The sequence below is a fragment of the Pseudaminobacter salicylatoxidans genome (genome assembly GCF_003148475.1).
Lineage (GTDB): Bacteria > Pseudomonadota > Alphaproteobacteria > Rhizobiales > Rhizobiaceae > Pseudaminobacter > Pseudaminobacter salicylatoxidans.
On record NZ_QGGG01000025.1, the window covers coordinates 18453 to 40675 of the forward strand.

The 22223-nt window shown below is 61.0% G+C and carries 25 protein-coding genes and 1 tRNA gene; 15 read left to right on the forward strand and 11 right to left on the reverse strand.

What is annotated here, in order from left to right:
- Window positions 1–27: 27 nt before the first annotated feature.
- The 7 genes from C7441_RS22615 to C7441_RS24655 all read right to left on the reverse strand — a co-directional run bounded on the left by C7441_RS22615 (window position 28) and on the right by C7441_RS24655 (window position 5956).
- The gene (locus tag C7441_RS22615) at window positions 28–948 is read right to left on the reverse strand and encodes a hypothetical protein (protein ID WP_210205695.1); all 921 of its coding nucleotides are present in this window, start codon (window positions 946–948) and stop codon (window positions 28–30) included.
- On the reverse strand, window positions 945–1763 hold the full coding sequence (locus C7441_RS22620; RefSeq protein ID WP_109614811.1) for a helix-turn-helix domain-containing protein: 819 nt from the start codon (window positions 1761–1763) through the stop codon (window positions 945–947). The genes C7441_RS22615 and C7441_RS22620 overlap by 4 nt, the downstream gene beginning before the upstream one ends.
- Window positions 1763–2698 carry a primase/helicase family protein gene (locus C7441_RS22625; RefSeq protein ID WP_109614812.1) on the reverse strand — a complete coding sequence of 312 codons (936 nt, stop codon included), beginning with the start codon at window positions 2696–2698 and terminating at the stop codon, window positions 1763–1765. The genes C7441_RS22620 and C7441_RS22625 overlap by 1 nt, the downstream gene beginning before the upstream one ends.
- Window positions 2695–4278, reverse strand: coding sequence for a DEAD/DEAH box helicase (locus C7441_RS22630; protein WP_109614813.1), 1584 nt, complete (start codon window positions 4276–4278; stop codon window positions 2695–2697). Before C7441_RS22630 ends, C7441_RS22625 begins: the two co-directional genes overlap by 4 nt.
- Complete coding sequence (locus C7441_RS22635; protein ID WP_109614814.1) at window positions 4275–4619, reverse strand: hypothetical protein; 345 nt, start codon at window positions 4617–4619, stop codon at window positions 4275–4277. The genes C7441_RS22630 and C7441_RS22635 overlap by 4 nt, the downstream gene beginning before the upstream one ends.
- On the reverse strand, window positions 4612–5679 hold the full coding sequence (locus C7441_RS23900) for a ParB N-terminal domain-containing protein (protein WP_146201555.1): 1068 nt from the start codon (window positions 5677–5679) through the stop codon (window positions 4612–4614). The genes C7441_RS22635 and C7441_RS23900 overlap by 8 nt, the downstream gene beginning before the upstream one ends.
- Window positions 5680–5764: 85 nt before the next feature.
- Window positions 5765–5956 (reverse strand): helix-turn-helix domain-containing protein, encoded by a 192-nt coding sequence (locus C7441_RS24655; protein WP_109614817.1) that lies wholly within the window; start codon window positions 5954–5956, stop codon window positions 5765–5767.
- Between the two features lie 92 nt (window positions 5957–6048).
- On the opposite strand from C7441_RS24655, the gene C7441_RS22655 reads away from it, so the two are divergent.
- The 11 genes from C7441_RS22655 (at window position 6049) to C7441_RS22705 (ending at window position 11314) form a co-directional block, all read left to right on the forward strand.
- Entirely contained in the window at window positions 6049–6801 is a 753-nt protein-coding gene (locus tag C7441_RS22655) for a LexA family transcriptional regulator (RefSeq protein ID WP_109614818.1), read from the forward strand.
- An 82-nt stretch (window positions 6802–6883) separates the two neighbouring features.
- The gene (locus C7441_RS22660) at window positions 6884–7507 is read left to right on the forward strand and encodes a hypothetical protein (protein WP_109614819.1); all 624 of its coding nucleotides are present in this window, start codon (window positions 6884–6886) and stop codon (window positions 7505–7507) included.
- On the forward strand, window positions 7504–8265 hold the full coding sequence (locus tag C7441_RS22665) for a twin-arginine translocation signal domain-containing protein (RefSeq protein WP_109614820.1): 762 nt from the start codon (window positions 7504–7506) through the stop codon (window positions 8263–8265). Before C7441_RS22660 ends, C7441_RS22665 begins: the two co-directional genes overlap by 4 nt.
- Window positions 8262–8507 (forward strand): hypothetical protein, encoded by a 246-nt coding sequence (locus tag C7441_RS22670; protein WP_109614821.1) that lies wholly within the window; start codon window positions 8262–8264, stop codon window positions 8505–8507. Before C7441_RS22665 ends, C7441_RS22670 begins: the two co-directional genes overlap by 4 nt.
- Window positions 8504–8716: a hypothetical protein gene (locus C7441_RS22675; RefSeq protein ID WP_109614822.1), complete on the forward strand. Its 213-nt coding sequence runs from the start codon at window positions 8504–8506 to the stop codon at window positions 8714–8716. Before C7441_RS22670 ends, C7441_RS22675 begins: the two co-directional genes overlap by 4 nt.
- Window positions 8713–8919, forward strand: coding sequence for a hypothetical protein (locus C7441_RS22680; RefSeq protein ID WP_109614823.1), 207 nt, complete (start codon window positions 8713–8715; stop codon window positions 8917–8919). Before C7441_RS22675 ends, C7441_RS22680 begins: the two co-directional genes overlap by 4 nt.
- On the forward strand, window positions 8912–9208 hold the full coding sequence (locus C7441_RS22685) for a hypothetical protein (RefSeq protein ID WP_109614824.1): 297 nt from the start codon (window positions 8912–8914) through the stop codon (window positions 9206–9208). Before C7441_RS22680 ends, C7441_RS22685 begins: the two co-directional genes overlap by 8 nt.
- Entirely contained in the window at window positions 9201–9425 is a 225-nt protein-coding gene (locus C7441_RS22690) for a hypothetical protein (protein ID WP_109614825.1), read from the forward strand. Before C7441_RS22685 ends, C7441_RS22690 begins: the two co-directional genes overlap by 8 nt.
- Window positions 9422–9640, forward strand: a complete 219-nt coding sequence (locus C7441_RS22695) for a hypothetical protein (protein WP_109614826.1) — start codon at window positions 9422–9424, stop codon at window positions 9638–9640. Before C7441_RS22690 ends, C7441_RS22695 begins: the two co-directional genes overlap by 4 nt.
- Complete coding sequence (locus C7441_RS22700; protein WP_146201556.1) at window positions 9637–9828, forward strand: hypothetical protein; 192 nt, start codon at window positions 9637–9639, stop codon at window positions 9826–9828. The genes C7441_RS22695 and C7441_RS22700 overlap by 4 nt, the downstream gene beginning before the upstream one ends.
- Before the next feature lie 199 nt (window positions 9829–10027).
- The gene (locus C7441_RS22705) at window positions 10028–11314 is read left to right on the forward strand and encodes a site-specific integrase (RefSeq protein WP_109614828.1); all 1287 of its coding nucleotides are present in this window, start codon (window positions 10028–10030) and stop codon (window positions 11312–11314) included.
- A gap of 24 nt (window positions 11315–11338) precedes the next feature.
- Here the strand turns inward: C7441_RS22705 and C7441_RS22710 are convergent.
- Window positions 11339–11413 (reverse strand) — tRNA-Val (locus C7441_RS22710).
- A gap of 106 nt (window positions 11414–11519) precedes the next feature.
- Window positions 11520–11882, reverse strand: coding sequence for a cell cycle two-component system response regulator CpdR (gene cpdR, locus C7441_RS22715; RefSeq protein ID WP_019171019.1), 363 nt, complete (start codon window positions 11880–11882; stop codon window positions 11520–11522).
- A 152-nt stretch (window positions 11883–12034) separates the two neighbouring features.
- On the opposite strand from cpdR, the gene C7441_RS22720 reads away from it, so the two are divergent.
- Together C7441_RS22720 and hisN are read left to right on the forward strand one after the other, a co-directional pair.
- Window positions 12035–12976: an N-formylglutamate amidohydrolase gene (locus tag C7441_RS22720; protein ID WP_109614829.1), complete on the forward strand. Its 942-nt coding sequence runs from the start codon at window positions 12035–12037 to the stop codon at window positions 12974–12976.
- A gap of 201 nt (window positions 12977–13177) precedes the next feature.
- Window positions 13178–13972: a histidinol-phosphatase gene (hisN, locus tag C7441_RS22725; protein ID WP_425326606.1), complete on the forward strand. Its 795-nt coding sequence runs from the start codon at window positions 13178–13180 to the stop codon at window positions 13970–13972.
- A gap of 14 nt (window positions 13973–13986) precedes the next feature.
- Here the strand turns inward: hisN and C7441_RS22730 are convergent, their stop codons facing one another.
- Complete coding sequence (locus C7441_RS22730; RefSeq protein ID WP_109614831.1) at window positions 13987–14946, reverse strand: alpha/beta fold hydrolase; 960 nt, start codon at window positions 14944–14946, stop codon at window positions 13987–13989.
- A 422-nt stretch (window positions 14947–15368) separates the two neighbouring features.
- Here C7441_RS22730 and C7441_RS22735 point away from each other — a divergent pair, with 422 nt between their 5' ends.
- Entirely contained in the window at window positions 15369–15839 is a 471-nt protein-coding gene (locus tag C7441_RS22735; protein WP_109614832.1) for an Hsp20 family protein, read from the forward strand.
- Between the two features lie 80 nt (window positions 15840–15919).
- Here C7441_RS22735 and C7441_RS22740 read toward each other — a convergent pair whose 3' ends face one another.
- Window positions 15920–16969, reverse strand: coding sequence for a threonine aldolase family protein (locus tag C7441_RS22740; protein WP_109614833.1), 1050 nt, complete (start codon window positions 16967–16969; stop codon window positions 15920–15922).
- Window positions 16970–17471: 502 nt separating this feature from the next.
- Here C7441_RS22740 and gltB point away from each other — a divergent pair.
- Window positions 17472–22217: a glutamate synthase large subunit gene (gene gltB / locus C7441_RS22745; protein WP_109614834.1), complete on the forward strand. Its 4746-nt coding sequence runs from the start codon at window positions 17472–17474 to the stop codon at window positions 22215–22217.
- Window positions 22218–22223: the final 6 nt, after the last annotated feature.

Here is a 22223-nt window from a genome sequence, read left to right on the forward strand (position 1 = left end):
CTGCCACGAGACCAGCCGTGTTTCCACTCATCGCAGGAAACATAGCTTGGACAACAAATCCCATGCCGATAGACATTGGCACGGCAGCCATTGCGATGACGACGATGTGTTTCGTGCCGCCGCCCTCCGCCTCTTTCGGGTTTTCTTGAACCACGTGATCGCCAGTGCCTTCCAAAGCGGCACCTTCTGCGCGACCGCGAACAGCCGGGCCTCGTGCTCGGCAGTAACTCCCGCTGTGGCGATCTCGCGCGTCAGGTCTTCCGGTTCGAACTGGTCGCAATAGTCTGGGTCGGTCATCAGCAGTTCGGCCGCCTTGACGTGCGGGGTGCCGATTGGAGCCAGTTCTGCCTTGGCCAGCACTTCGAGTATCTGCCGCGCCTTCATGGCCGTGTGCTTTCTCACCAGCGCGGCAATGGCCGTGATCGCGACCGTATCGCCGGGCTCGTAGTTGCCGTTGTTGGTCAGGAGCATGCGGACGCCGGCACGGTCGCAAACCTGCTGGATGGTCAAGGCATCCTCATCACCGGCAACGAGCGCAGCCTGATGCAGCTGCAGCTTGGTCACGCCGAGCCGGTCGACGTTATGGCCGATGAAGGCAGATGCCTGCGCGGCCGTGTCTGCGGCCTCGACGATCTGAACCGGTATACGGTCGATCCGCGGATGACTGGCGGCTGCGATGGCGGTGTGCTGGCCATCGATCACCTTCAGCACGGTCTGGCCGCTGGCCTCGGCATAGGAACACACCGGGGCGCGGAATTTCGTCCAGTCCCAGCCAACGATCATTTTGCGGATCTGGCGAATACCCCGTTCACCGATATCGCGCTGGTAGGTCGGGTCAACGTACAGCGTGGCCGGGTCGACGCTTTCGAAGATCGGTTCGCCCGTCGACGGCGTTGTCGGCTTCAGGTCGCTGATGTTGATCGGGTAGATGTGGCGCAGTTCGGTCACGACATTCGCCTCCGCAGTTCGGTCGATAACTCGTCGATGATTGTGTGGATCGTTGCCGCACCTTCAGGCACCGGATCGGCAACGATAGCGGCGATGCGTTGCATGGCTGCATCGCGCAGGTCCGGTGCAACAACCGCGGCGGTTTCCATCACGGCGCGCTGCTGCTCCGGAGAAAGCCCACCGGGCGTCATGGCAGATTCGTGACCCGCGTAACTTTCACCTACCTCAGCCTTAGAGCCATACCTGATAGGTTCTCTCTCTATGGCTGAATAATAGTTGTCATAGGTTCTATTCTTATGTTCGGCGGACATGGATGTCCGGACAGAACGCACCCTAGATGTCCGGACAGAGCGGCTTTCGTTGCGCTCCTGACGGCGCTGTTCACGCTCATTTTTCAGCGCCGCGTCGGTCTCCTGAATGCGGTCAATGACCTCCATCGGCGCATGGAACGTGTAGAACGTTGGGCGATTGTATGCCGCCCTTGTGTAGCTGATCCATCCGGCCTCTCTGATCTTGGGGATAAGGCGCCGGACCTGTCGCTCGCTGATCCCGAACTCGTCTGCAATCGTTTCGTGCGTGGGATTGCAACGGCCGCTTTCAAAGTTGACGCATCCGAGCAGATAGATCGCGATCAGCTTAACGGTCTTTGTCATCAGCGGATTACGATCCTTCTGAATCCACTTCTGAAGGCGAGCACGAGCGCTGTTGAATGCCGCTCGTCGCTGTTTAAGCTCCTCCCTGCGGGCACCATCTGAAAGGTGCCTCGTCAATTCGTTGAAGTCTTTCGGGAGCACAGGCAGTGCAGGTCCAGCCATTACGCAGCCCTCCGATGGGCGGCGCGCCGCGTTGCTGACAGGACTAGAGACTGGACAGGGAAAATCCCCTGACGGCAGTGCAGATCATTGATATCGGTCCCTATGAGGTCCGGCATCATATACGGCTTGCCGGATGCCTTGGCGTAATACTCACCGGCGCCAAGCCCGCCGAACTGGTTTGGATTTACCTTGGGGGGCGCGTCATGGTCAGCAGCGACGAAACATCGTCCATTTATAGTTTTGGCGACAGCCACGATGTTCGAAGCGGAGAAGCAGACGAGGACTGTTGCGGGCCGGTAGAGCGAATGCAGCGCGGCTCGAAGAGAAAGGCCTGTCGCGTAGCCCTCACAAAGCCAGGTCTCGCTGCCGTTCGAAATCCTGTGGCTTGCACCGCCAATCTCGCCGCCGGCCAGGAACTTCTTGGTTCCGCCCTCCCAAATCAACTGGATGCTTCGGATTTGCCCGCCTATCCTAACCGGAATGACGATCGCACGCTGTCCGCCATCAGGTACGAGATACCTTCCGCCAATGTCTCGGATTGCAGCGGCATCCAGCGTGAGCGCCTTCTCGTCCGGGAACCCTTTCATGCTCAGATATGGATGGTTGGCGGGCACCGCTGACGACACGATGCGCTGCGCAACCTTCGCAGCATCATCGGCGCGCCTGCGCTGATCTTCTGCCCGTTCCGCGACTTTGCGCGCTGAAACCCGACGCTGTTCGGGAGTTCGGTCGCTGTCCAGCCAGACAGTATGCCTCACGCCTGTCTGCCAGTTCCACGCCGTGACGCGGTCGTCGTCAACCATGACGCGGCCGTCGCCTTTTCCGCTCTTACCAGCGAGGGTGTCAGTCTTCGCCCACCGACCGAGTTGATATCTTTTCGGTGGCATGATCCCGATTGCGTCACAGGCTGCATTAATGGCTTCATCAAGCGTCATGCGGCTCTCCGCGAACTGTTCTTGCGGAAGCGCTTCACCTCACGTTCGACCAGGCTCCACTCGTCGGGCCGAACCTTGGCCGTGTCACAATTCGTATCGTAGAGGCCGCGAGGGAGCTTGGATCCGGGATAAATCCCCGCCCAAATCCCATATGCCCATTTTCGGGAAGCATCCGGACCGCGGCGGCCGTTGGCGAAGCAATAGGCGAGCGCTGCGTTCCAGACAGCGCGCGGATCACCAAGACATTCGGCGCGAAGCCCCTGCCTAGGTTGAAACGCGGACTTGATGCTGACCTCGAGGTCAATCAACTCGCCTTCGACTGTCTGTATCTCGCCGCGCTTCGGCCGTTCCCAGCCGCAGGCGTGACATGACAGATCGGACGGCTCAAGCTGGAGGCCACATTCGCCGCAGAAATGCTTTGCCTTAACCCGCTCTTTCGGCTCACGGGCTTCGCTGTCCTTTTTCTGCGCATCGGAAAGACTGTCGACGCCGTGTTCGTATAGCCATGCGGTATCGTCCGCGAAGCTGATGCAGTTGCCCGAGTGATCCAGCCAGAGACCGAATTCCTTGCCGGGTGCGATTCGCATAACCCGCCCCAGTTCCTGAATGTGCGAGGAGAAGGACTTGGCGTAGGGCCGGCACGAGATGCCGCACATCACGTCTGGAACGTCGAACCCCTTGGTCAGCACCGCACACGACACCAGCCCGTCGATGGAGCTATCGGGCTTGCTGAACTCATCGATTTTCGCTTGCCGATCATCGTCAGACGCATCGAGGTAGGAAATCTGCTGGAAGTTGAACCCAGCCTCCGCAAACTGGCGGCATAGTTCCTCACCGTGCTTGACCGACGGCGAGAACACGATTGTCTTGACCGGGCCGCCGAAGAATTTGCGGGTCTGCTCGACCCATGTCTGCACCACGTCGCCTATAATGGTGACGCCGCGCTGGCCGGCGTCTTCCTCGTCATACTCACCTGTGAACTTCTTCTTCGCGCCCCGCATATCAGGCGTCACGCACGCCTTGATTTTCAGTGGAGTGAGATATTTTTGCGCGAGAAGTTGGTTGACCGTCGCTCCATTGACGATCCCGTCCCAGTTCTCGGCCATGCCGGCAGCAAATGGGGTTGCGGTAAGGCCGATCACCTTGGCGCTTCCGGCCCGTTCGATGAGATCCAGAACGGCCTGGTACTGGCAGTGCGCTTCATCGACGACGATCAGGTCGGGATAGCTGTCGAAGCTGCGGCGCGCGATGGTTTGCGCGCTCGCTATCTGGATCTGCTTCGATGGATCGGTAAGAGGGTGCTGGGCCTGAATGACGCCGTGGTCGATGCCATATTGAGCAAAGCGTCTGCTGGTCTGGTTGATCAGCGTCACCCGGTCAACGATGAACCATGCGCGGGCGCCTTTATCCATGCTCTGCTGGATGATCCAGGCGGCGCATTCAGTCTTGCCGAAAGCGGTAGGCGCTACGAGGATCACCCGTCGCAAGCCCTCCCGCATCCCTGAGCGAAGCTTCTCTACAGAAACGACCTGATAGTCGCGCAGATCAATGTCCCGGGTGGCAGGGGTAAACAGGTTCATCCCGCCCTCCGACGCGCGTCAATGATCGCCGCAGCTTTGCTGACGAACCATGTCCAATCGGCCGGGTTGCAGTCATCCGGAGTGGAGGCGAGAAGGATGGAGGTGAGGTCTTCGGCTTGCGGCCGGTCGATACCGCCGTCAAATTCGATGACGGCCGCGCGCTCCTCGAAATTGCCTTCGCTCTCGATGAACTGCGCGATCTGGCGGCCGTGCTGGCGAATATATTCGAATGCGCCTTCTGGTAGCTTCTCCCGGTTAACGACGATAAGCCTGCCTGCGTCGACAGCGACATTGGAGCCATGCGCCCTGATCCGCTCGATGATCTTTTTGACATCAGCCATCGATGATCTCACCGGTCTCAAGGTCGATCACCGTGTTGCGCGAATATCCGAGCTTCTTGGCCTCATCCTGCCAGTATTTGGCAGAGCGCATCCATGACGCCTTGTCCTCGCTTTCGCGATACAGCCGGGTTTGCAGTGCACGGATTTCCTCATCCTTGCCCGCGATGACGTTTTCGAAGCCGCCCTGCTCAAACTGGACGCGCATTTCGCCGTAAAGCTTGTTTTCGGCCGTCAGCTTCGCGTTCTCGGCTTCGAGTACACGAACAGCCTCCTCCAGCTCAGCGATGCGGTCGGCATCGGTTAAGCCGATTTCTGCAGGCTTGGACTTGCGTGTTTCAATTGCAGATTTCTTGGCGGCTTCTATCGCCTGGATTTCTGGCGGAAGGGCAGCGGTGTGCTCCTCGCGCTGCCGGTCGAACTCGGCCTGTTGGGCTTGGCGTTCAGCTTTGGCTTGCGCCTGTTCGATCTGCTCCGCAGGGGCAATGGTGCGAGGCGTCCATGGATCGTATTGATCGCTGTCACCGGCATCATTTTCGATCACCTTCGGCTTTCCGATGGCAGCGGTGTTCATTGTCGCAACGGTGCCGTGCTTGGTGGTGTAGGTGCGTTCCTCACTGCGGATTTCCGAAGTGACGGGGCGAAGAGAGGCAACCGTCTTGTCACTCACGGCGCATCGACGCGCGATCTCGCGATCCGACCACTTCGACCATTCGGCATCATTGAGAAGCGTCAGGACGGCGCGACGTTTATCGTCATTTGAACGTCGGAGACCGTGACTCGCATTTGCCCCGACGCTGTGCAGGATCGCGTCACGCCTCGTTCCCTGCCTAACTTCAGCATCAATCTCCATCCGGTCGATCTGACGATGTGCGTTGAAGCGATGGAACCCATCAGCAAGCCAATGGTGCTTGCCATCATAGAAAACGATGATCGGAGGAAAGGACGCGCCATCCTGAATTGCGGCGGCGTAGTCATCGATAGCATTCTGGTAGAGGGAGGCGCGAGATTGTGTGCCGCCATCTACCCGGATTGAGGAGAGAAGGATCGATTTTATCTCCACAAGATCCTCCCTGCCTGCCTGTTCGCCGGGGCGCGAGACGATGCGGCGCAGACGGATCTCGTTGTTCGAATGAATGGGAATCCGATCACCGGTCAGCTCTCCTACCGCTGTCTCGATTGGCTGCGGACAGGCTCTCCAGCAACCGCGCAACCGGACCGCTGGGCTTCTGTCCCCTCTCAATGCGCGCTACGGTTGACTGAGCCACGCCGAGGTGACGAGCCAGTTCGGCTTGCGACCATCGCCGGTCTTGGCGTACTTGTTTTGCAGTGACGACCATACGTTTACCGCTCGTTCATTTTCATCCGATATGGATAATTATGCAATAGGAACGCGTATGTCAATCCATTTCGGATAATCAAGGGGCGCAGCATGAGCACACCGGGCGAGAGACTTCGCAAGGCGAGAATTGACGCAGGCTACAGGTCTGCGGCGGCAGGCGCCGAGGCCGCTGGCGTGCCGACGCCCACAATGTACCATCACGAGAACGGCACCCGAACAATCAGCAGCAGGGCGGCCGAACGGTATGCATCAGCGTTCAAGGTAACGGCATCTTGGCTGATGTTCGGTGAGAAAACGCGTATCTCATTAGATGAGGAATGGGAGGAGGACGTACGACGCAACGTTGGCGAGCAAGTCGCCTATAGTCGCGAGAATTATCGCCCGACCATCGACGGGGCAATTCCGGAGATCGACGTGGAACTGGGGGCGGGCCAAGGTAGAATAGGAGAGTTTCTCACCCTGCCGGTGGGTGATGAGACCTACTCTGGACATAGGGTTGTAGACGAGTGGTTTCTGCCGGAGAGCTATTTCGATCGGGTTCTCGACGCGCGGTCCGGCAATACTCTCGTGATGCCCGTTGTCGGAGATTCGATGGCCCCCACTTATAATCCTGGGGATCGGGTTCTTGTCGATCTGTCACAGGGCATCCTCACCACCGACACGGTGTATGTTATCAGCGATGGTTACAGCCCACCCCAAATCAAGCGACTTCAACGAGTTCTATTCAGCCAGCCTCCCGAGGTCCAGGTTCTGTCAGACAATCCATCTCATGCGCCTCAGCGCGTGGCGCTTAACGATCTGCATATAATCGGCCGCGTGGTGGGAGCCATATCCAAACGTTAATAGAAAATTATCCGAAACGGATTGACGATATAATCCATATCGGATAATTCTGGTTTCAGTTCACGCAACTGGAGCCAAATTCATGAAAACGAACGACGCCGCGCGGGCGAACGCTGAAACTATGCCTTTCGAACTTCAAGAGCTTCTATCCAGTCACGCCTCCATCATCGGGGAGAGCGAAGCCAATTGGACGAAGGTCAACGAAATAGAGGATTGTGAGGCCATGGCTCGTGCCCCCATCAACCGGGTCCTGATCGGCAGAACTTTACTGGTTGGCCGTGACGATGACGGGAACGAACGCTGGAGGGAAAATTACGCCTTCTCGGCCGAGCATATCGAAGAGTATTGCAAGCCGCACCTTGTAGCGATGCTCGCTATGTGCGGTGCGAATGAGGATTGCGAGCGGAAAGCTACGGAGAGCCACGCCGCTTTTGTCCGCTCTAAAATCGCGGAACTTGCGGCCATAGAAAACCAGCGGAAATTGATCGCGGATGAATGCGGCTATACCGCAGCATACTCAACCGCGCTGGCAAGCTCGAAAGAGTTGAAAGCAATCGAGGAGAAAATTGTCCGCTTCGTTCCGAGCTCGTTGAGTGAGGCAGCAAAGCTCGCCGAGTTTGTTGCTGCGAACACCGACGATGGCGTCATGCTGGACGAAGACGAAGTGTTGGAAGCTCTTCGCTCGATTGCGAGGGCAGCGGCATGAGCACGACGCGTCGCACCTTCCTTCGCCACGTTGCAGTCGCACCTACAGCGGCGGCGGCGTCGATAGCTGGGCAGCCCGCGTGGGCTGCTTTGCAAAGCAATAATCTTGATGCCCCGGCGCCGGCCCACCCGGATCTCGTCGCGCTATCATCGCTCCTTAGGGATGCGACCGGTGAGAGAAAGGCGGCGCTGGATACCATGGAGTGGCTCGTGGCGGAATGGCGGCACCGGTGGCCACTGGCTCCTGACGGTATCACTCTTCCAGGGGGTGGTGGGTCCGGTTCCGACAACGAAGTGGACTTGGGCGGTCGACCGGTTGTCAGGCCGGGAGAGGCCCGCGGACGGCGTTTGCGCAACGTCGAAACCCTCGCCACACTTGCAGAAAACATGGCTGCGTCAGTCGACAGGACCCGCAACGAAAAGGAAAGAGCAAGACGCCAAGCGGCGGCGGACAGGTACTCACGCGACCTTCGGGATGGCGTTGAATACTATCGTGAGATCGAGCGTATCAAGGAAGCATCAGGGGTCCGGGGCATCGACGCACGCGTCAAGGCCGCAGATCGTGAAATCACTCGGCTCTGCAAGGAGATCATGGCCTTTCCGGTCCAGTCGCTTGCGTGCCTGGCTATCAAGGCGGAGGCCGTCGAGACTTGGATCGAGGCGAATAGCTACGATCTGGGGGAGTACAACGACATCTTCGGGTGGCCGGTGTTTTTCGCCCGCGACATTCTTACTATCGCGAATGGAGGTGCGGCATGAGCACCCGCTTCATTCCCCATCGCGATATGAGCGCAGATGAAATCGTAAAGTGCGCCATTCAGGCACGAGCGATCATCCAACTTTGCGAAGCGGCCGCATGGTCGATCCAGAGCGGCAGTGAGCGAGAAATTAAAGAGGCCGCGGACAGCATCCAGTTTGCTTTGCAACTCGCTGGCGAGCTGATCGTGCCGGTTCAGGAAGCCTTGGAGAGCCATGAGGGCCTCAAAGGCGGTGCAGCATGATTGGCTACACCGTCGATGATCTGGAAAGCGGCCTGCGTCATCTGAAGGACGTGCTGAGCGTCGCCTGCGACATCAAGTTCGGATTGCCTGCCGGCGAGGTCGACAACCGAGTCGATAGCCTCCTGTGGATCGCGGGCGGCATCGCGAAGGCCGTTCACGAATACCATGCCACGCCACCGGCCGAGCGGCTGAAAGGCGGTGACGCATGAGCACCCGTGCTATTCCCATCACTGCGATCGACCAGCTTCATCAGATCAGGGATGAGCTTTCCGTGATCTGGCTCGCCCTCGGCAACACAGCTGACATGGCCGAAGACTACATGGTCGACGTGCGTGAGGCGCTGTACGGCACCACCAATCGGCTGCGCGACGTTTGCCGGGCCATGGAGACGGGAGGGCAGTGCAATGGCTGACCTCCGCGAAATCGAAACACTGATCTCCAACCACATCAATGCGGCGGCCGAGCGGGATCGCTTGTTCCATCTGCAGGATTGGGGGTTGGCCTCGAAAGAGGATATGAACGCCACGCTGGGTCCGGTCGACGCCGCTCTTATTGCGCTCTGCGCTGCGCAGCCAAGCGATTCCGAAGCTTCCAGCCGGCGGGCCAGGTATCTCAATGGCCATGTGCCGGAAGCGATCGACGGTAGCAGGGGTCTCACCGTGGCCGTCATCGCTGCATTGGTGGGAGGCGCACATGGCTGATCCTAAGGTCACGCGCCTGCCGACCGCCGCCACGAGCTACTACACCGTCCGGAAATCCGGGCGGTGGTGGGCAGTCTACCTTGTCACTCCGGCTCCGGGGCGCGATCTGCGCACCAAGCTTGTGTCGTTCTCAAATCGTGAATCCGCCAAGGCCCACGCCCGTGAGACCGCGGCAAGGATGATGCGGCCGTTCAAGATCGGTGGGAGGCTCGCATGAGGCTCCTCCGCATCTCCCTCGCGCTCCTGCTGCTTGCCACCGGCAACGCACTCTATCGTCACGGCCTTGCCATGCACGCCGCCTACCGGGCTGCGTATTGTTCGGGACGGCGGCCGGCCTCCATGTCCCCGGCCGAACTCCTGCTGCTCGGCTCGATCGTAGGCGTCGGCATTGCCGGCGTCTGGGTTGGCATCGTGTGGAGGGTTGCGCAATGAGCATGACCCTTCAGCTTAGAGCAGCACGTGACCATATCAGGGCGCTTACCGGCCGGCTAACAGAGGCCGAATATCGAGCCGCCGATGCCCAGCGCGAAACACGTCAGGTCGTGGCCGAGCGGGACCTGTGGAGGCATCAGGCCGAGGCGGCGCAGGCCAGGCTGAAATCGTTGGGGGTGACGACGTGAACCCGCTCGCCACATTCGATCAGCTCATCACTGAGACCGACGCCTGTAAACGATACCCGCTGCTTCTCAGCCCGCGCGAGTTGCGCAAGGCGAGGCAAAATGCGGAAATAGCATGGACGGAGGGGAAGAAGGGAGTGGTGCTGTACCATCCCGGAGACCTCGCCGAGTATCTGAGATCCAAGTCTCGCGGGGTAAGCCAATGTCGAAAAGGCTCTGGGAATATGGTGGGTACTGGATCGCCGGTGCCCACGGCACCGAAACGCTCTACGCGTACTGGTACGACGACGGAAGACGCGCAACGCGTCGCCGATCGCTTGGCACAAAAGTACTCGACGAAGCGAAAGAATGCCTGATCGCGCTGGCTGGCGCGGCGAAGTCGGACACGTCGCGCTCGCCAGATCGGGTCATGCTGATGGTGGCGCTTGATCACTACTACGACCACGACGTTGGCAAAAAGCCATCGGCCGATCAGGCCTTCCGCTCAATTGCGCTGATCAAGGAGTTTCTGGAGGAGAAGATGTTGCCCACGGCATCAGTGTCGGCGTTCGGCCCGATCCGGCAGCGCGAATTCATGGTGTGGACGCGGGACAAGCACGAGCATTCGGCCAATACCATCGCACGGAACCTGTCGGTCGTTTCTGCCGCTTTCCGGTTCGGCAAGCGGCTCGTTGTGGTCAAGGATGGCCTCGGGAACGATCAGGAGATCCAGCTTCTCGATATGGCTCCTGACGTGGTGACGCAGGCGAAGCGGGTGGCTGAGCTACTGGACCTGCCGCCGCCGCGCCCGCGCGAGTGGCTTCCGACCTATGAGGAGTTCGGCCGGTTCATCGACAAAATCGACGTGAGGAAGGAAAACCTGTTCCGCTTCGTTGTGCTGTCGCTGAACTCATGGGCGCGGCCATCAACCGTCTTGGAGTTCCGAGACAACGAGGAAACGGTGAACCGACGGTTCGGAACGATCGACCTCAACCCGCCCGGTCGACGCCAGACGATCAAGTTCCGCCCGAAGATCAGGCTCACGGACAATCTCGCGGGGTGGCTGGACTTATGGAAAGAAGAGGGCAGGGGGATCGGCGATAATGGTGGCCCTTCCATGGACGAGATGCCTGAGCAGCATCGCGGCGCGCCGATGATGTGGGATGGCAAGCCGATCACCGCGATTAAGCGGACCTTTGTCCGACACGCAGAGGAGTGTGGCTTGCCAAACTTCACGCCCGGAACGATTCGTCACTTCATGGCGACGATGGTTCGGCGCCAGAAGCCACCGGTAGACAAGGAGCAGCGTGACGTATGGCTGGGCCATGACGAAAAGCGCACGGCGAACGCTTACGAATCGTTTGATCCCGATTACTTGGCTGACTGCATGCAAGCGACCGAAATGGTGATCGCCGAGCTGCAAGAGCACACGAAACGCCCGCTTTCTGCGTGCAAGAAACGTGCAAGGCCGATTTTGAAGGTCGTCGGCGGCCGGGAGGATGCCGCGTAACCATTTGATTTTCTTGGGTTTGGATGGTGGGCGTGACAGGGATTGAACCTGTGACCCCTACGATGTCAACGTAGTGCTCTCCCGCTGAGCTACACGCCCATCCGACGCGGCCGGATAGATCATTTTTGGCACGGCGCGTCAATAGAGGGATTGGGGAAAAGATGCGCATTTCGCCACAGCTTTTCCGAAATCCCGGAAATCCGCTTCAGGCGGCGTGGAGCATCTTCTCCACTTCGTTGACCAGCTCGCGCAGATGGAAGGGTTTCGACAGCACCTTGGCGTCGCGCGGGGCCTTCGAATCGGGGTTCAGCGCTACGGCGGCGAATCCGGTGATGAACATGACCTTGAGGTCCGGGTCGATCTCGGTGGCGCGGCGCGCCAGTTCTATGCCGTCCATCTCGGGCATGACGATATCCGTCAAGAGCAGCGAGAAGGGTTCCTCGCGCAAACGCTCATAGGCGCTCGCGCCATTGTCGAAATCGCTGACGTCGTAGCCGGCGCGTTCCAGCGCCTTCACCAGAAACCGACGCATGTCGTCGTCGTCTTCCGCCAGAAGAATGCGTGCCATCTTGTCCTGTCCGAATCACTCACCGAAGCCGTCTTTCCAGGCTCCGTTAACCAAGTTTCGTATATGAGGCCTGGAGGGTAAACATCAAGTGAATGCCGTGCTTCATCCGCACCGCATCACCCACCCGACTTGCTGGACATGACGCCCGGCTGATGGCACTTTCATGGCATGAGAAAGCGAGTTTCGCAGCATGGTTACGCGTCATGACGGCGGCTGAGGATTTTTGCACCACGCCGCCCTTCGAAGTGAGACAAAGTGCTGAACAGCGCGTGCCCTTCGTCTTCAATTCCCCTCACAGCGGCCGTCATTATCCCGAACGCTTCCTGGCCATGAGCCGGCTCGATCGCGATGCGATCCGCCGTTCGGAGGATTGTTACGTCGAAGAGCTGTTCGGCGGTGTCGTCGGGCTCGGCGCGCCGATCCTGGCGGCGAACTTCCCGCGCGCCTATCTCGACGTCAATCGCGAGCCATGGGAACTCGATCCGCGCATGTTCGTGGAGCCGGTGCCGTCCTTCGCCAATATCCGCTCGGCGCGTGTCGCCGGCGGCCTCGGCACCATACCCAAGCTGGTGGGGGAGGGGCTCGACATCTATGCCGGTCGATTGCCGCTGTTCGAGGGGATGGATCGCATCGAGACGGTCTACAAACCTTATCACGCGACGCTGAAGCGATTGCTGGTCCACACCCAGGCGCAATTCGGCTATGCCGTGCTCATCGACTGCCACTCCATGCCGGCCAGCGTGCGCACCGGCGAAAACGGCGTCCGCCCGGATTTTATCGTGGGCGACCGTTTCGGCACGTCGGCCTCCCGCACGCTCACCCATGCCGCGATCGGCCTGCTGAGCGCCATGGGATACGCGGTTGCGCATAACAAGCCCTATGCCGGCGGCTTCATCACCGAGCATTACGGCCGACCCGTGCGCAATCTCCACGCGCTGCAGATCGAGATCAATCGCGGCCTCTATATGGATGAACGGTCGTTCCAGCGGACGTCCGGCTTCGACGCGCTGGCCGACGATCTCAGGCGCTTCTGTGCCGATCTGATGTCGATCCCCGATGGCGACATTCGCGACCTGCCGCTGGCTGCCGAATAGCGCATAGGGTCGAAGAAAAATTCCTCAAAAAAAACCGCGCTGCTTGCACAACGCGGTGGAAGTCTAGGGAGGAAACGCCCAAGAAGGGCATGGACAGTAAGGACTGTCCGATAAAGAGTTTATTGTGCACTGCACAAAAGTCAAGCAGGTTTCCTGCTTTTTTAAGCGGTTGGCCTGTGGCAGTGCTTGTGCAGGTGCGAAATGGGGTTCCAGGAGAGGCAAGTGACGGTCACGGTTGAATTCATGCGACGGATCGCGAAAGCGGCGGCGGCCGAAACACTGCCGCGCTTTCGCCAGCACACTGCGGTGGTCAACAAGCTCGCCGTCGGTTTCGATCCGGTGACCGAAGCGGACCGCGAAGCCGAACGTGCCATCCGCGCGCTCATCAGTGCGGAGTTCCCCGGCCATGGCATTCTTGGCGAGGAGCACGGGCTGGAGAACGCCTCAAGCCGCCATGTCTGGGTGATCGATCCGATCGACGGTACGCGCGCCTTCATCTCCGGCCTGCCGGTCTGGGGCACGCTGGTGGGGCTTACGGTGGATGGCGATGCGGTCGCCGGCATGATGTCGCAGCCCTTCACCGGCGAGCTCTTCTATGCCGATGCAGAGGGCGCGCATTATGAGGGGCCGGGCGGCAATCGCAGGCTGGCTACCCGCCAGACGACGGATCTGGCGGACGCCACGCTGTTCACGACCACGCCGGCGCTGTTCAGGGACGGCAAGCGTGCAATCTACGACCGGCTCGAAGGTCGTGTCCGCCTCGCACGCTATGGCACCGATTGCTATGCCTTTGCCATGGTAGCGGCAGGCCATGCCGATATCGTGGTGGAGGCCGGACTGCAGCCTTACGACATCGTGGCGCTGATCCCGATCATCGAAAAGGCCGGCGGCGTCGTCACCACATTCGATGGCGGTCCGGCGGAAAAGGGGGGCGACGTCATCGCGGCGGCAACGCCGGAACTGCATGCCGCGGCGCTCGCCGTCCTGCGGGGATAAGCGGTTCCGATCCGTCAGACCGCCGGCGCGTCGCTGCCGGGGATGAAAGCGTCGAAGGCGCCGAGAAGCTGCTCGCGAAACAGGTCGGCCTCCTGGAGCAATTCATGGCGCGCGCCATGGATGGTCAGCATCGAGCCGACGCGCAGCCGGTGCGCATAGGCCTCGATGGCATAGTTGGAAACGACCGTGTCGGCGCCTGCCGCGATCAGCAGCACCGGGACTTTCAGCGCGGCCATGAAGGCGGGATCCTGCACGTGGGCGATGGCCATTGCGGCGGCGCGCACCCAGCCCATGGTCGGCGCGCCCGTCGCCAGTTGCGGATAGGTCTGATAGATCAGGCTGTTGCGCTCGTAGCGCGCCGGATCACTTGTGACCTTGTTTTGCCAGAACGGCTCCGGAACCCGTGTGTCGCGGGCGCCCGGAATGGGAAGGCGTCCGAGCCCGGTCCAATGGTAGCTCGCCGCCAGCCGCCGGATTCCGCGCACCGAGAGCGGCGATTTGTAGGGCGCCAGGAACGGCGTCAGCAGCATCATGCGCTGCACCCGGTTGGCCAGCGACGGGGCGGCCTGCAAGGCCACCAGCGCCCCGGTGGAATGGGCCAGTATGTAGAAGGGGCCGCGGCAGTCGGGCAGCACGATCTCGGAGAAGAAGCTTTCCAGATCGTGTTCATGGTCCTTGAAGCTGTTTATGTGGCCCTTGGCGGGGTTGCGGATCACCCGGTCGGAAGCGCCCTGGCCGCGCCAGTCGAATATGGCGACGCCGAAGCCGCGCGCGGCAAGGTCGCGGATGGTCTCGAAATACTTCTCGATGCATTCGTTGCGGCCCGACAGCAGCACCACCGTTCCCTTCAGGGGCCGTTGGATGGCCGGAAAATGCGCATAGCGCAGTTTCTTGCCGTCACGCGCGGTGAAAAAGCCGCTGGTGCCGCCCTCCGGTTTCGGATTTTCGGGAATATCGTACAAAAAATCCGTCATCGCTTCGGTGGTCTCGAAAGCTTCGGGAGGACAGCCATCATCCGGTGATAGAAAGCGTAGCGGCCAAAAGCAAAGAAATTCACACCACCGGGCAGTAAGCAAAAGAGGCCGGAAGCCAGTTTCGGCTTCCGGCCTGACGATCCGGGAGGAAGGGACGTTACACCCGGCTCGGCGTCGCGGCGGCAACTGCGGAAGCTGCAATCGCGATGTCGGGATGAGATTAGCCGGGCGATGCTGAACGCTATCCGAAGCGCCGGTTCATTCTGCATTCATCTGGCATGCAAAAGCCTTGAAACCGCCGCGCGCGCTTCCCAAATGTCTTGAGCGGTTGCCGGGATCGGGACCGCTGACCGTTTTGAAGTGCCGCGAGGGCTTCGTCTCCGGTCAAACGCAAACAGTGTTGCTCAACAGGAGAACAGACCATGCGTCATGTTGATTTTTCGCCGCTCTATCGTTCCACCGTCGGCTTCGACCGCCTCTTCACCATGCTTGATTCCCTTGGCCAGCCCGACAATGGCCAGGCCAGCTATCCGCCCTATAACATCGAGCGGACGGGTGAAGATTCCTACCGTATCACCATGGCAGTCGCCGGCTTTGCGGAAGACGAGATCGCCATTGAAGCGCACCGCAACGTGCTCAGCATCAAGGGCGAGCGCAACAGCGAAAGCACCGGCGAAGGTTCGGAAATTCTCTATCGCGGCATTGCCTCGCGCGCTTTCGAGCGACGTTTCCAGCTTGCCGACCATGTCGACGTGGTCGGCGCAAAGCTGAAGAACGGCCTGCTGCATATCGATCTGAAGCGGACCATCCCCGAAGAGTTGAAGCCGCGCAAAATCGCGATTTCGACCGCGTCGGACAAGGCGGCCAAGCAGATCGAGACCACCGCCCATTAATTGCAGTCAATCGCTCCTCCCGAGCGGGGCGGCGCCTCCAGGCGCCGCCTTTTTGTCGTCAGATATGCCTCGCGCCGGCGTCAGGCGATCAGCGCGCCGAAGCGGTCCACTTCTTCGGAAGTGGTTGCGTAGCTGGTGACGAACCGGCACATGGTTTCGTTCTCCGCGATCGGCCCGGCAAACCAGCTCGGCGGGTTCCACGGATAGAACGCCGCGCCCGCTTCCGTTGCCTTCCTGATCATGTCGCTGTCCAGGATGGCGAAGACCTCGTTGACCTGCGGCCGCCACGCAAGCCGTGCCTTGGCCGAAGCCTCGATCGCGTCAGCCAGCCGCGCCGACATGGCGTTGGAATGACGAGCCGTTTCCAGCCACAGATCGTCGGCGAAATAGGCATCGAACTGCGCGCCGATGAAACGCGACTTGGAGAAGAGCTGCGCCGAACGCTTGCGCAGGAAGCCGAATTCGTGCGCCTTTGACGTGTCGAACAGCACCACCGCTTCCGCACACCAGCAGCCATTCTTGGTTCCGCCGAAGGAGACGATGTCGATGCCGCGCTTCCACGTCATTTCGGCGGGGGTCGTGTCCAGCGCGATAAGCGCATTGGCGAAGCGTGCGCCATCCATATGGATGGGCAGATTGCGCTTTCTGGCCACTGCCGCAATGGTTTCGATGTCGTCGAGACCATAGACGGTGCCGACTTCGGTCGCCTGCGTGACGGAAACCGCCATCGGCCGCCCGGCATGCACGGCTTCGGGCTCGAAATGAGAGATGGCGCGCTCCAGATTTTCCGCCGTCATGCGGCCGAGCGACCCGTCCACCGGGCGCAGCCTTGCGCCGCCGGTCAGGAATTCCGGTGCGCCGCACTCGTCCTCGATCATATGGGCTTCGCGGTGCATGAAGGCGACGCCGCCGATCCGGCTGACGGTTGCCAGCGACAAGGAGTTGGCCGCCGTGCCGGTGGCCACGAAGAAAACGGCAAGGTCGCGCTCGAAAATTTCCTTGAAACGCTCTTCCACCGCGTGGTCGATGTCGCTGGTGCCATAGGGGGAGGCAAAACCGGTGGCATGGGCCGACAGAGCGGCGGAAATCTTGGGGTGGGCGCCAGCCCAATTGTCGGAAGCAAAAAACATGGTGCGCTTTTTCCGGAAAATCGATTGAAACCGGCGCGACCTTGGCCAGTTTCGGCGCATGGCCGCAAGAGCCAGCGCGCAAAAATCTCTGTCCGGCTGTTTCCATAAAATCGTTGCAAGTCATGGATGCAGGGGCATAACCACTCCTGATTGCGCAATTTTATTACGCAATTGATGTCGGTTTTTTGTGAATCGGTCTTGTGCGCGTGGAAAAAGTCTGCGATAAAAAAATTAGGACAGCAGTGCTGTCTTATTTTCTGCGCAAAAACCGGCCGGATTTGGCCTATAATGGCGGATCCGGTTGTCGCTGCGTGTGATGCCGGAACAGCCGCATCTGACTGCGGACCTATCGTGCATCTCACAAGGATGGGCATGCGACGCCAACGACATGTCTTTGCCGTGGAACTTCTACAACGGGTGCCGCCGACCTTCGGATAACCCGTCGGCAGGCGGCGATGTGAAAATGCCCGCAAGGGCAGGAGAGAGCGAAAGAAGAAAGCCAATGACGGACATGACGACTTCTGTGACGACGCAGCCTTTGGCGCACGCGCAGACGAAAGCCATGGCCGCCAAAACCACCGCCACTACCACCATTCCTCCGGCAACCTGCATTCCACCGGCCGCCCAAGGGCTCTACGACCCGCGCAACGAGCATGATGCCTGCGGCGTCGGCTTCATCGCCAACATGAAGGGCCAGAAGTCGCACGGAATCGTCGAGGACGGCCTGTTCATCCTCAACAATCTCACCCATCGCGGCGCGGTGGGCGCCGATCCGCTGGTCGGCGACGGCGCGGGCGTCCTGGTGCAGATTCCCGACCGCTTCTTTCGCGAGGAAATGGCCGCTCAAGGCATCGAACTGCCGGCAGCCGGCGACTACGGCGTGGGTCACTGGTTCATGCCGCAGGAGGCCAGTCAGCGCGGGCATATAGAGGGTATCATCCGCGAGGCCGCCCAGTCCGAAGGCATTCCCTTCCTTGGCTTCCGTGACGTGCCGGTCGACAGTACGTCGCTGTCGAAGGCTCCGGAGATCGCGGCAGCCGAGCCCCATCACCTTCAGGCATTTTTCGGCCGCCCCGCCGAACTGGAAAACGACGACGATTACGAGCGCCGGCTCTACATCCTGCGCAAGGTGATTTCCGGCCGCATCTATGCCGAAAACGACGATCGCGACATCGGCGCATACTGCGTGTCCATGTCGTCGCGCACCATCGTCTACAAGGGCATGTTTCTGGCCTATCAGGTCGGCGCCTACTACAAGGACCTGTCAGACCCGCGCTTCGAGACGGCGCTGATCCTCGTCCACCAGCGCTTTTCGACCAACACCTTCCCGTCGTGGAAGCTGGCGCATCCCTACCGCATGGTCGCGCATAATGGCGAGATCAACACGGTGCGCGGCAACAACAACTGGATGGCGGCGCGTCAGGCTTCGGTCGATTCGGAACTGTTCGGCAACGACATCTCCAAGCTGTGGCCGATCTCCTACGAGGGCCAGTCCGACACGGCCTGTTTCGACAACGCGCTCGAATTCCTCTGGCAGGGCGGCTACTCGCTGGCGCATGCCATGATGATGCTGATCCCGGAGGCCTGGGCCGGCAACAAGCTGATGGGCGAAGCGCGCCGCGCATTCTACGAATACCACGCAGCCCTCATGGAGCCGTGGGACGGCCCGGCGGCGGTCGCCTTCACCGATGGCCGCCAGATCGGCGCGACGCTCGACCGCAACGGGCTCAGGCCCGCGCGCTACATCGTTACCGACGATGATCGCGTCATCATGGCCTCGGAGGCCGGCGTGCTGCCGGTGGCGGAAGAGCGTATCGTCCGCAAGTGGCGCTTGCAGCCCGGCAAGATGCTGCTGATCGACCTCGAAAAGGGCCGCATCATTTCCGACGAGGAGATCAAGTCGGAGATCGCGGCCAGGCATCCCTACAAGCAGTGGCTGGCCAATACCCAGCTCATTCTGGAGGAGCTGAAGCCGGTTGAGCCGCGCGCGCTGCGCAAGGATGTCTCGCTGCTCGATCGTCAGCAGGCTTTCGGCTATACGCAGGAAGACCTCAAGCTCTTGATGTCGCCCATGGCGACCACCGCGCAGGAGGCTGTGGGCTCGATGGGCACCGACACGCCGATTTCGGCGATGTCGGACAAGGCGAAGCTGCTCTACACCTATTTCAAGCAGAATTTCGCGCAGGTGACCAACCCGCCGATCGACCCGATCCGCGAGGAACTGGTGATGAGCCTCGTGTCCTTCATCGGACCTCGGCCCAACATCTTCGATCTCGTCGGCACCTCGCGGCGCAAGCGGCTGGAGGTGCGCCAACCGATCCTCACCAATGCCGATCTGGAGAAGATCCGCTCCATCGGCCACACCGAGGATCGCTTCGACACCAAGACCATCGACATCACCTATGCCGCCAATGAGGGTGCGGCCGGCATGCCGGCAGCCATTGAGCGTCTGTGCGAACGCGCGGAAGCCGCCGTCGTCGGCGGCTACAACATCATCGTGCTTTCCGACCGTCAGGTCGGGCCGGACCGCATCGACATCCCGACGCTGCTGGCCACGGCCGCCGTGCACCATCACCTGATCCGCAAGGGTCTGCGCACGGCTGTCGGCCTGGTGGTCGAATCGGGCGAGCCGCGCGAAATCCATCATTTCTGCTGTCTCGCCGGCTATGGCGCGGAGGCGATCAACCCCTATCTCGCCTTCGACACGCTGGTCGACATGCATCGGCGCGGCGCCTTCCCGCCGGAAGTGGACGAGCATGAGGTGGTGAACCGCTACATCAAGTCCATCGGCAAGGGCATTCTCAAGGTCATGTCCAAGATGGGCATCTCGACCTACCAGTCCTATTGCGGTGCGCAGATCTTCGACGCGGTGGGCCTGAAATCGGACTTCGTGGACAAGTATTTCACTGGCACGGCAACGCTCATCGAGGGCGTGGGGCTTGAGGAAATCTCTACCGAAACCGTGCGCCGCCATGCCGAGGCGTTCGGTGACGATCCGGTGCTGCGCAACGCGCTCGAAGTGGGTGGTGAATATATGTACCGGATGCGCGGCGAGGCGCATATCTGGTCGCCGGACGCGGTGGCGTCGTTGCAGCACGCGGTGCGCAAGGGCTCGTGGGAAACCTTCAAGGAGTTTTCCGCCCAGATCAACAGCGAGACCGCCAATGCAAGGACCATCCGCGGCCTGTTCGACATCAGGCTCGCCGGGCAGACCGGCCGCAAGCCGGTGGCGCTCGACGAGGTGATGCCGGCGGCCGAGATCGTCCGGCGCTTCTCCACCGGGGCGATGTCCTTCGGCTCGATTTCACGCGAGGCGCACACCACGCTGGCGCGGGCCATGAACGCCATTGGCGGCAAGTCGAATACTGGCGAGGGGGGGGAAGAGCCGGATCGCTATTTCCCGCTGCCGGACGGCAAGCCCAATCCCGAGCGCTCGGCGATCAAGCAGGTGGCTTCCGGCCGCTTTGGTGTGACGGCGGAATATCTCGTCAACTCCGACATGATGCAGATCAAGGTGGCCCAAGGCGCCAAGCCCGGCGAGGGCGGCCAGCTTCCCGGCCACAAGGTCGATGCGACCATCGCCAAGACCCGCCACTCCACGCCGGGCGTGGGCCTGATCTCGCCGCCGCCGCACCATGACATCTATTCGATCGAGGATCTGGCGCAGCTCATCTACGATCTGAAGAACGTCAATCCGGCGGCCGACGTGTCGGTCAAGCTCGTCTCCGAGGTCGGCGTCGGCACGGTGGCGGCGGGCGTGGCCAAGGCGCGCGCCGACCACATCACCATTGCCGGCTATGACGGCGGCACGGGTGCCTCGCCGCTCACCTCACTGAAGCATGCCGGCTCCCCATGGGAAATGGGCCTTGCCGAGACGCACCAGACGCTGGTGCTGAACGGCCTGCGCAGCCGTGTCGCCCTTCAGGTCGATGGCGGCCTGCGTACCGGCCGCGACGTCGTCATCGGCGCATTGCTCGGAGCCGACGAGTTCGGCTTTTCCACCGCGCCGCTGATCGCGGCGGGCTGCATCATGATGCGCAAGTGCCATCTCAACACCTGTCCGGTTGGTGTCGCCACTCAGGACCCGGTGCTGCGCAAGCGCTTCAAGGGCACGCCCGAGCATGTCATCAACTACTTCTTCTATGTCGCGGAAGAGGTGCGCGAGCTGCTCGCCGATATGGGCTTCACCCATCTCGACCAGATCATCGGCAACACTGATCTCCTGGAGAAGCGCGCCGTCATCGAACATTGGAAGGCACGCGGGCTGGACTTCAGCCGCATGTTCTACAAGCCCGAGGCCGCGGCCGAGGCGACCCACTGGACCGAGTGGCAGAAACACCCGATCGACGATGTGCTCGACCGCAAGCTGATCGAGCAGGCCAGGCCCGCGCTCGATGCGCGCCAGCCGGTGACGATCGAGGCTGAGATCCGCAATGTCGATCGCTCGACCGGCGCGATGCTGTCGGGCGAGGTGGTCAAGCGCTTCCGCCACAAGGGCCTGCGCGAGGACACCATTTCGGTGAAGCTGACCGGCACCGCCGGCCAGTCCTTCGGAGCTTTCCTGGCGCGCGGCGTGTCGTTCGAGCTGATCGGCGACGGCAACGACTATGTCGGCAAGGGCCTGTCCGGCGGCCGCATCGTCATCCGCCCGCCGGAAGGCGCGCGCATCATACCGGAAGAGTCGATCATCGTTGGCAATACCGTGCTTTACGGGGCCATCGAGGGCGAGTGCTACTTCCGGGGCGTGGCCGGCGAACGATTCGCCGTGCGCAATTCCGGCGCGGTGGCGGTCGTGGAGGGCGTGGGCGACCACGGCTGCGAATACATGACCGGCGGCGTGGTGGTCGTGATCGGCAAGACCGGGCGCAACTTCGCGGCCGGCATGTCGGGCGGCGTCGCCTATGTGCTGGATGAGGAAGGCGATTTCGCCGAGCGCTGCAACATGGCCATGGTCGAGCTGGAACCCGTTCCCGAAGAGGACGACATGCTCGAGAAGCTGCATCACCACGGCGGCGACATTGCCCACAAGGGCCGCGTTGACGTGTCGGGCGACATGACCAGCCATGACGAGGAGCGTCTCTACCAGCTCATCTCGAACCATGTGCACTACACCGGGTCGGGGCGCGCCAGGCAGATACTGGACAACTGGGCGGACTACCGGCCGAAATTCCGCAAGGTCATGCCGGTAGAATATCGTCGCGCGCTGATCGAGATGGAACGCATGAGAATGGGCGTGGCGGCCGAGTAAGGCCGG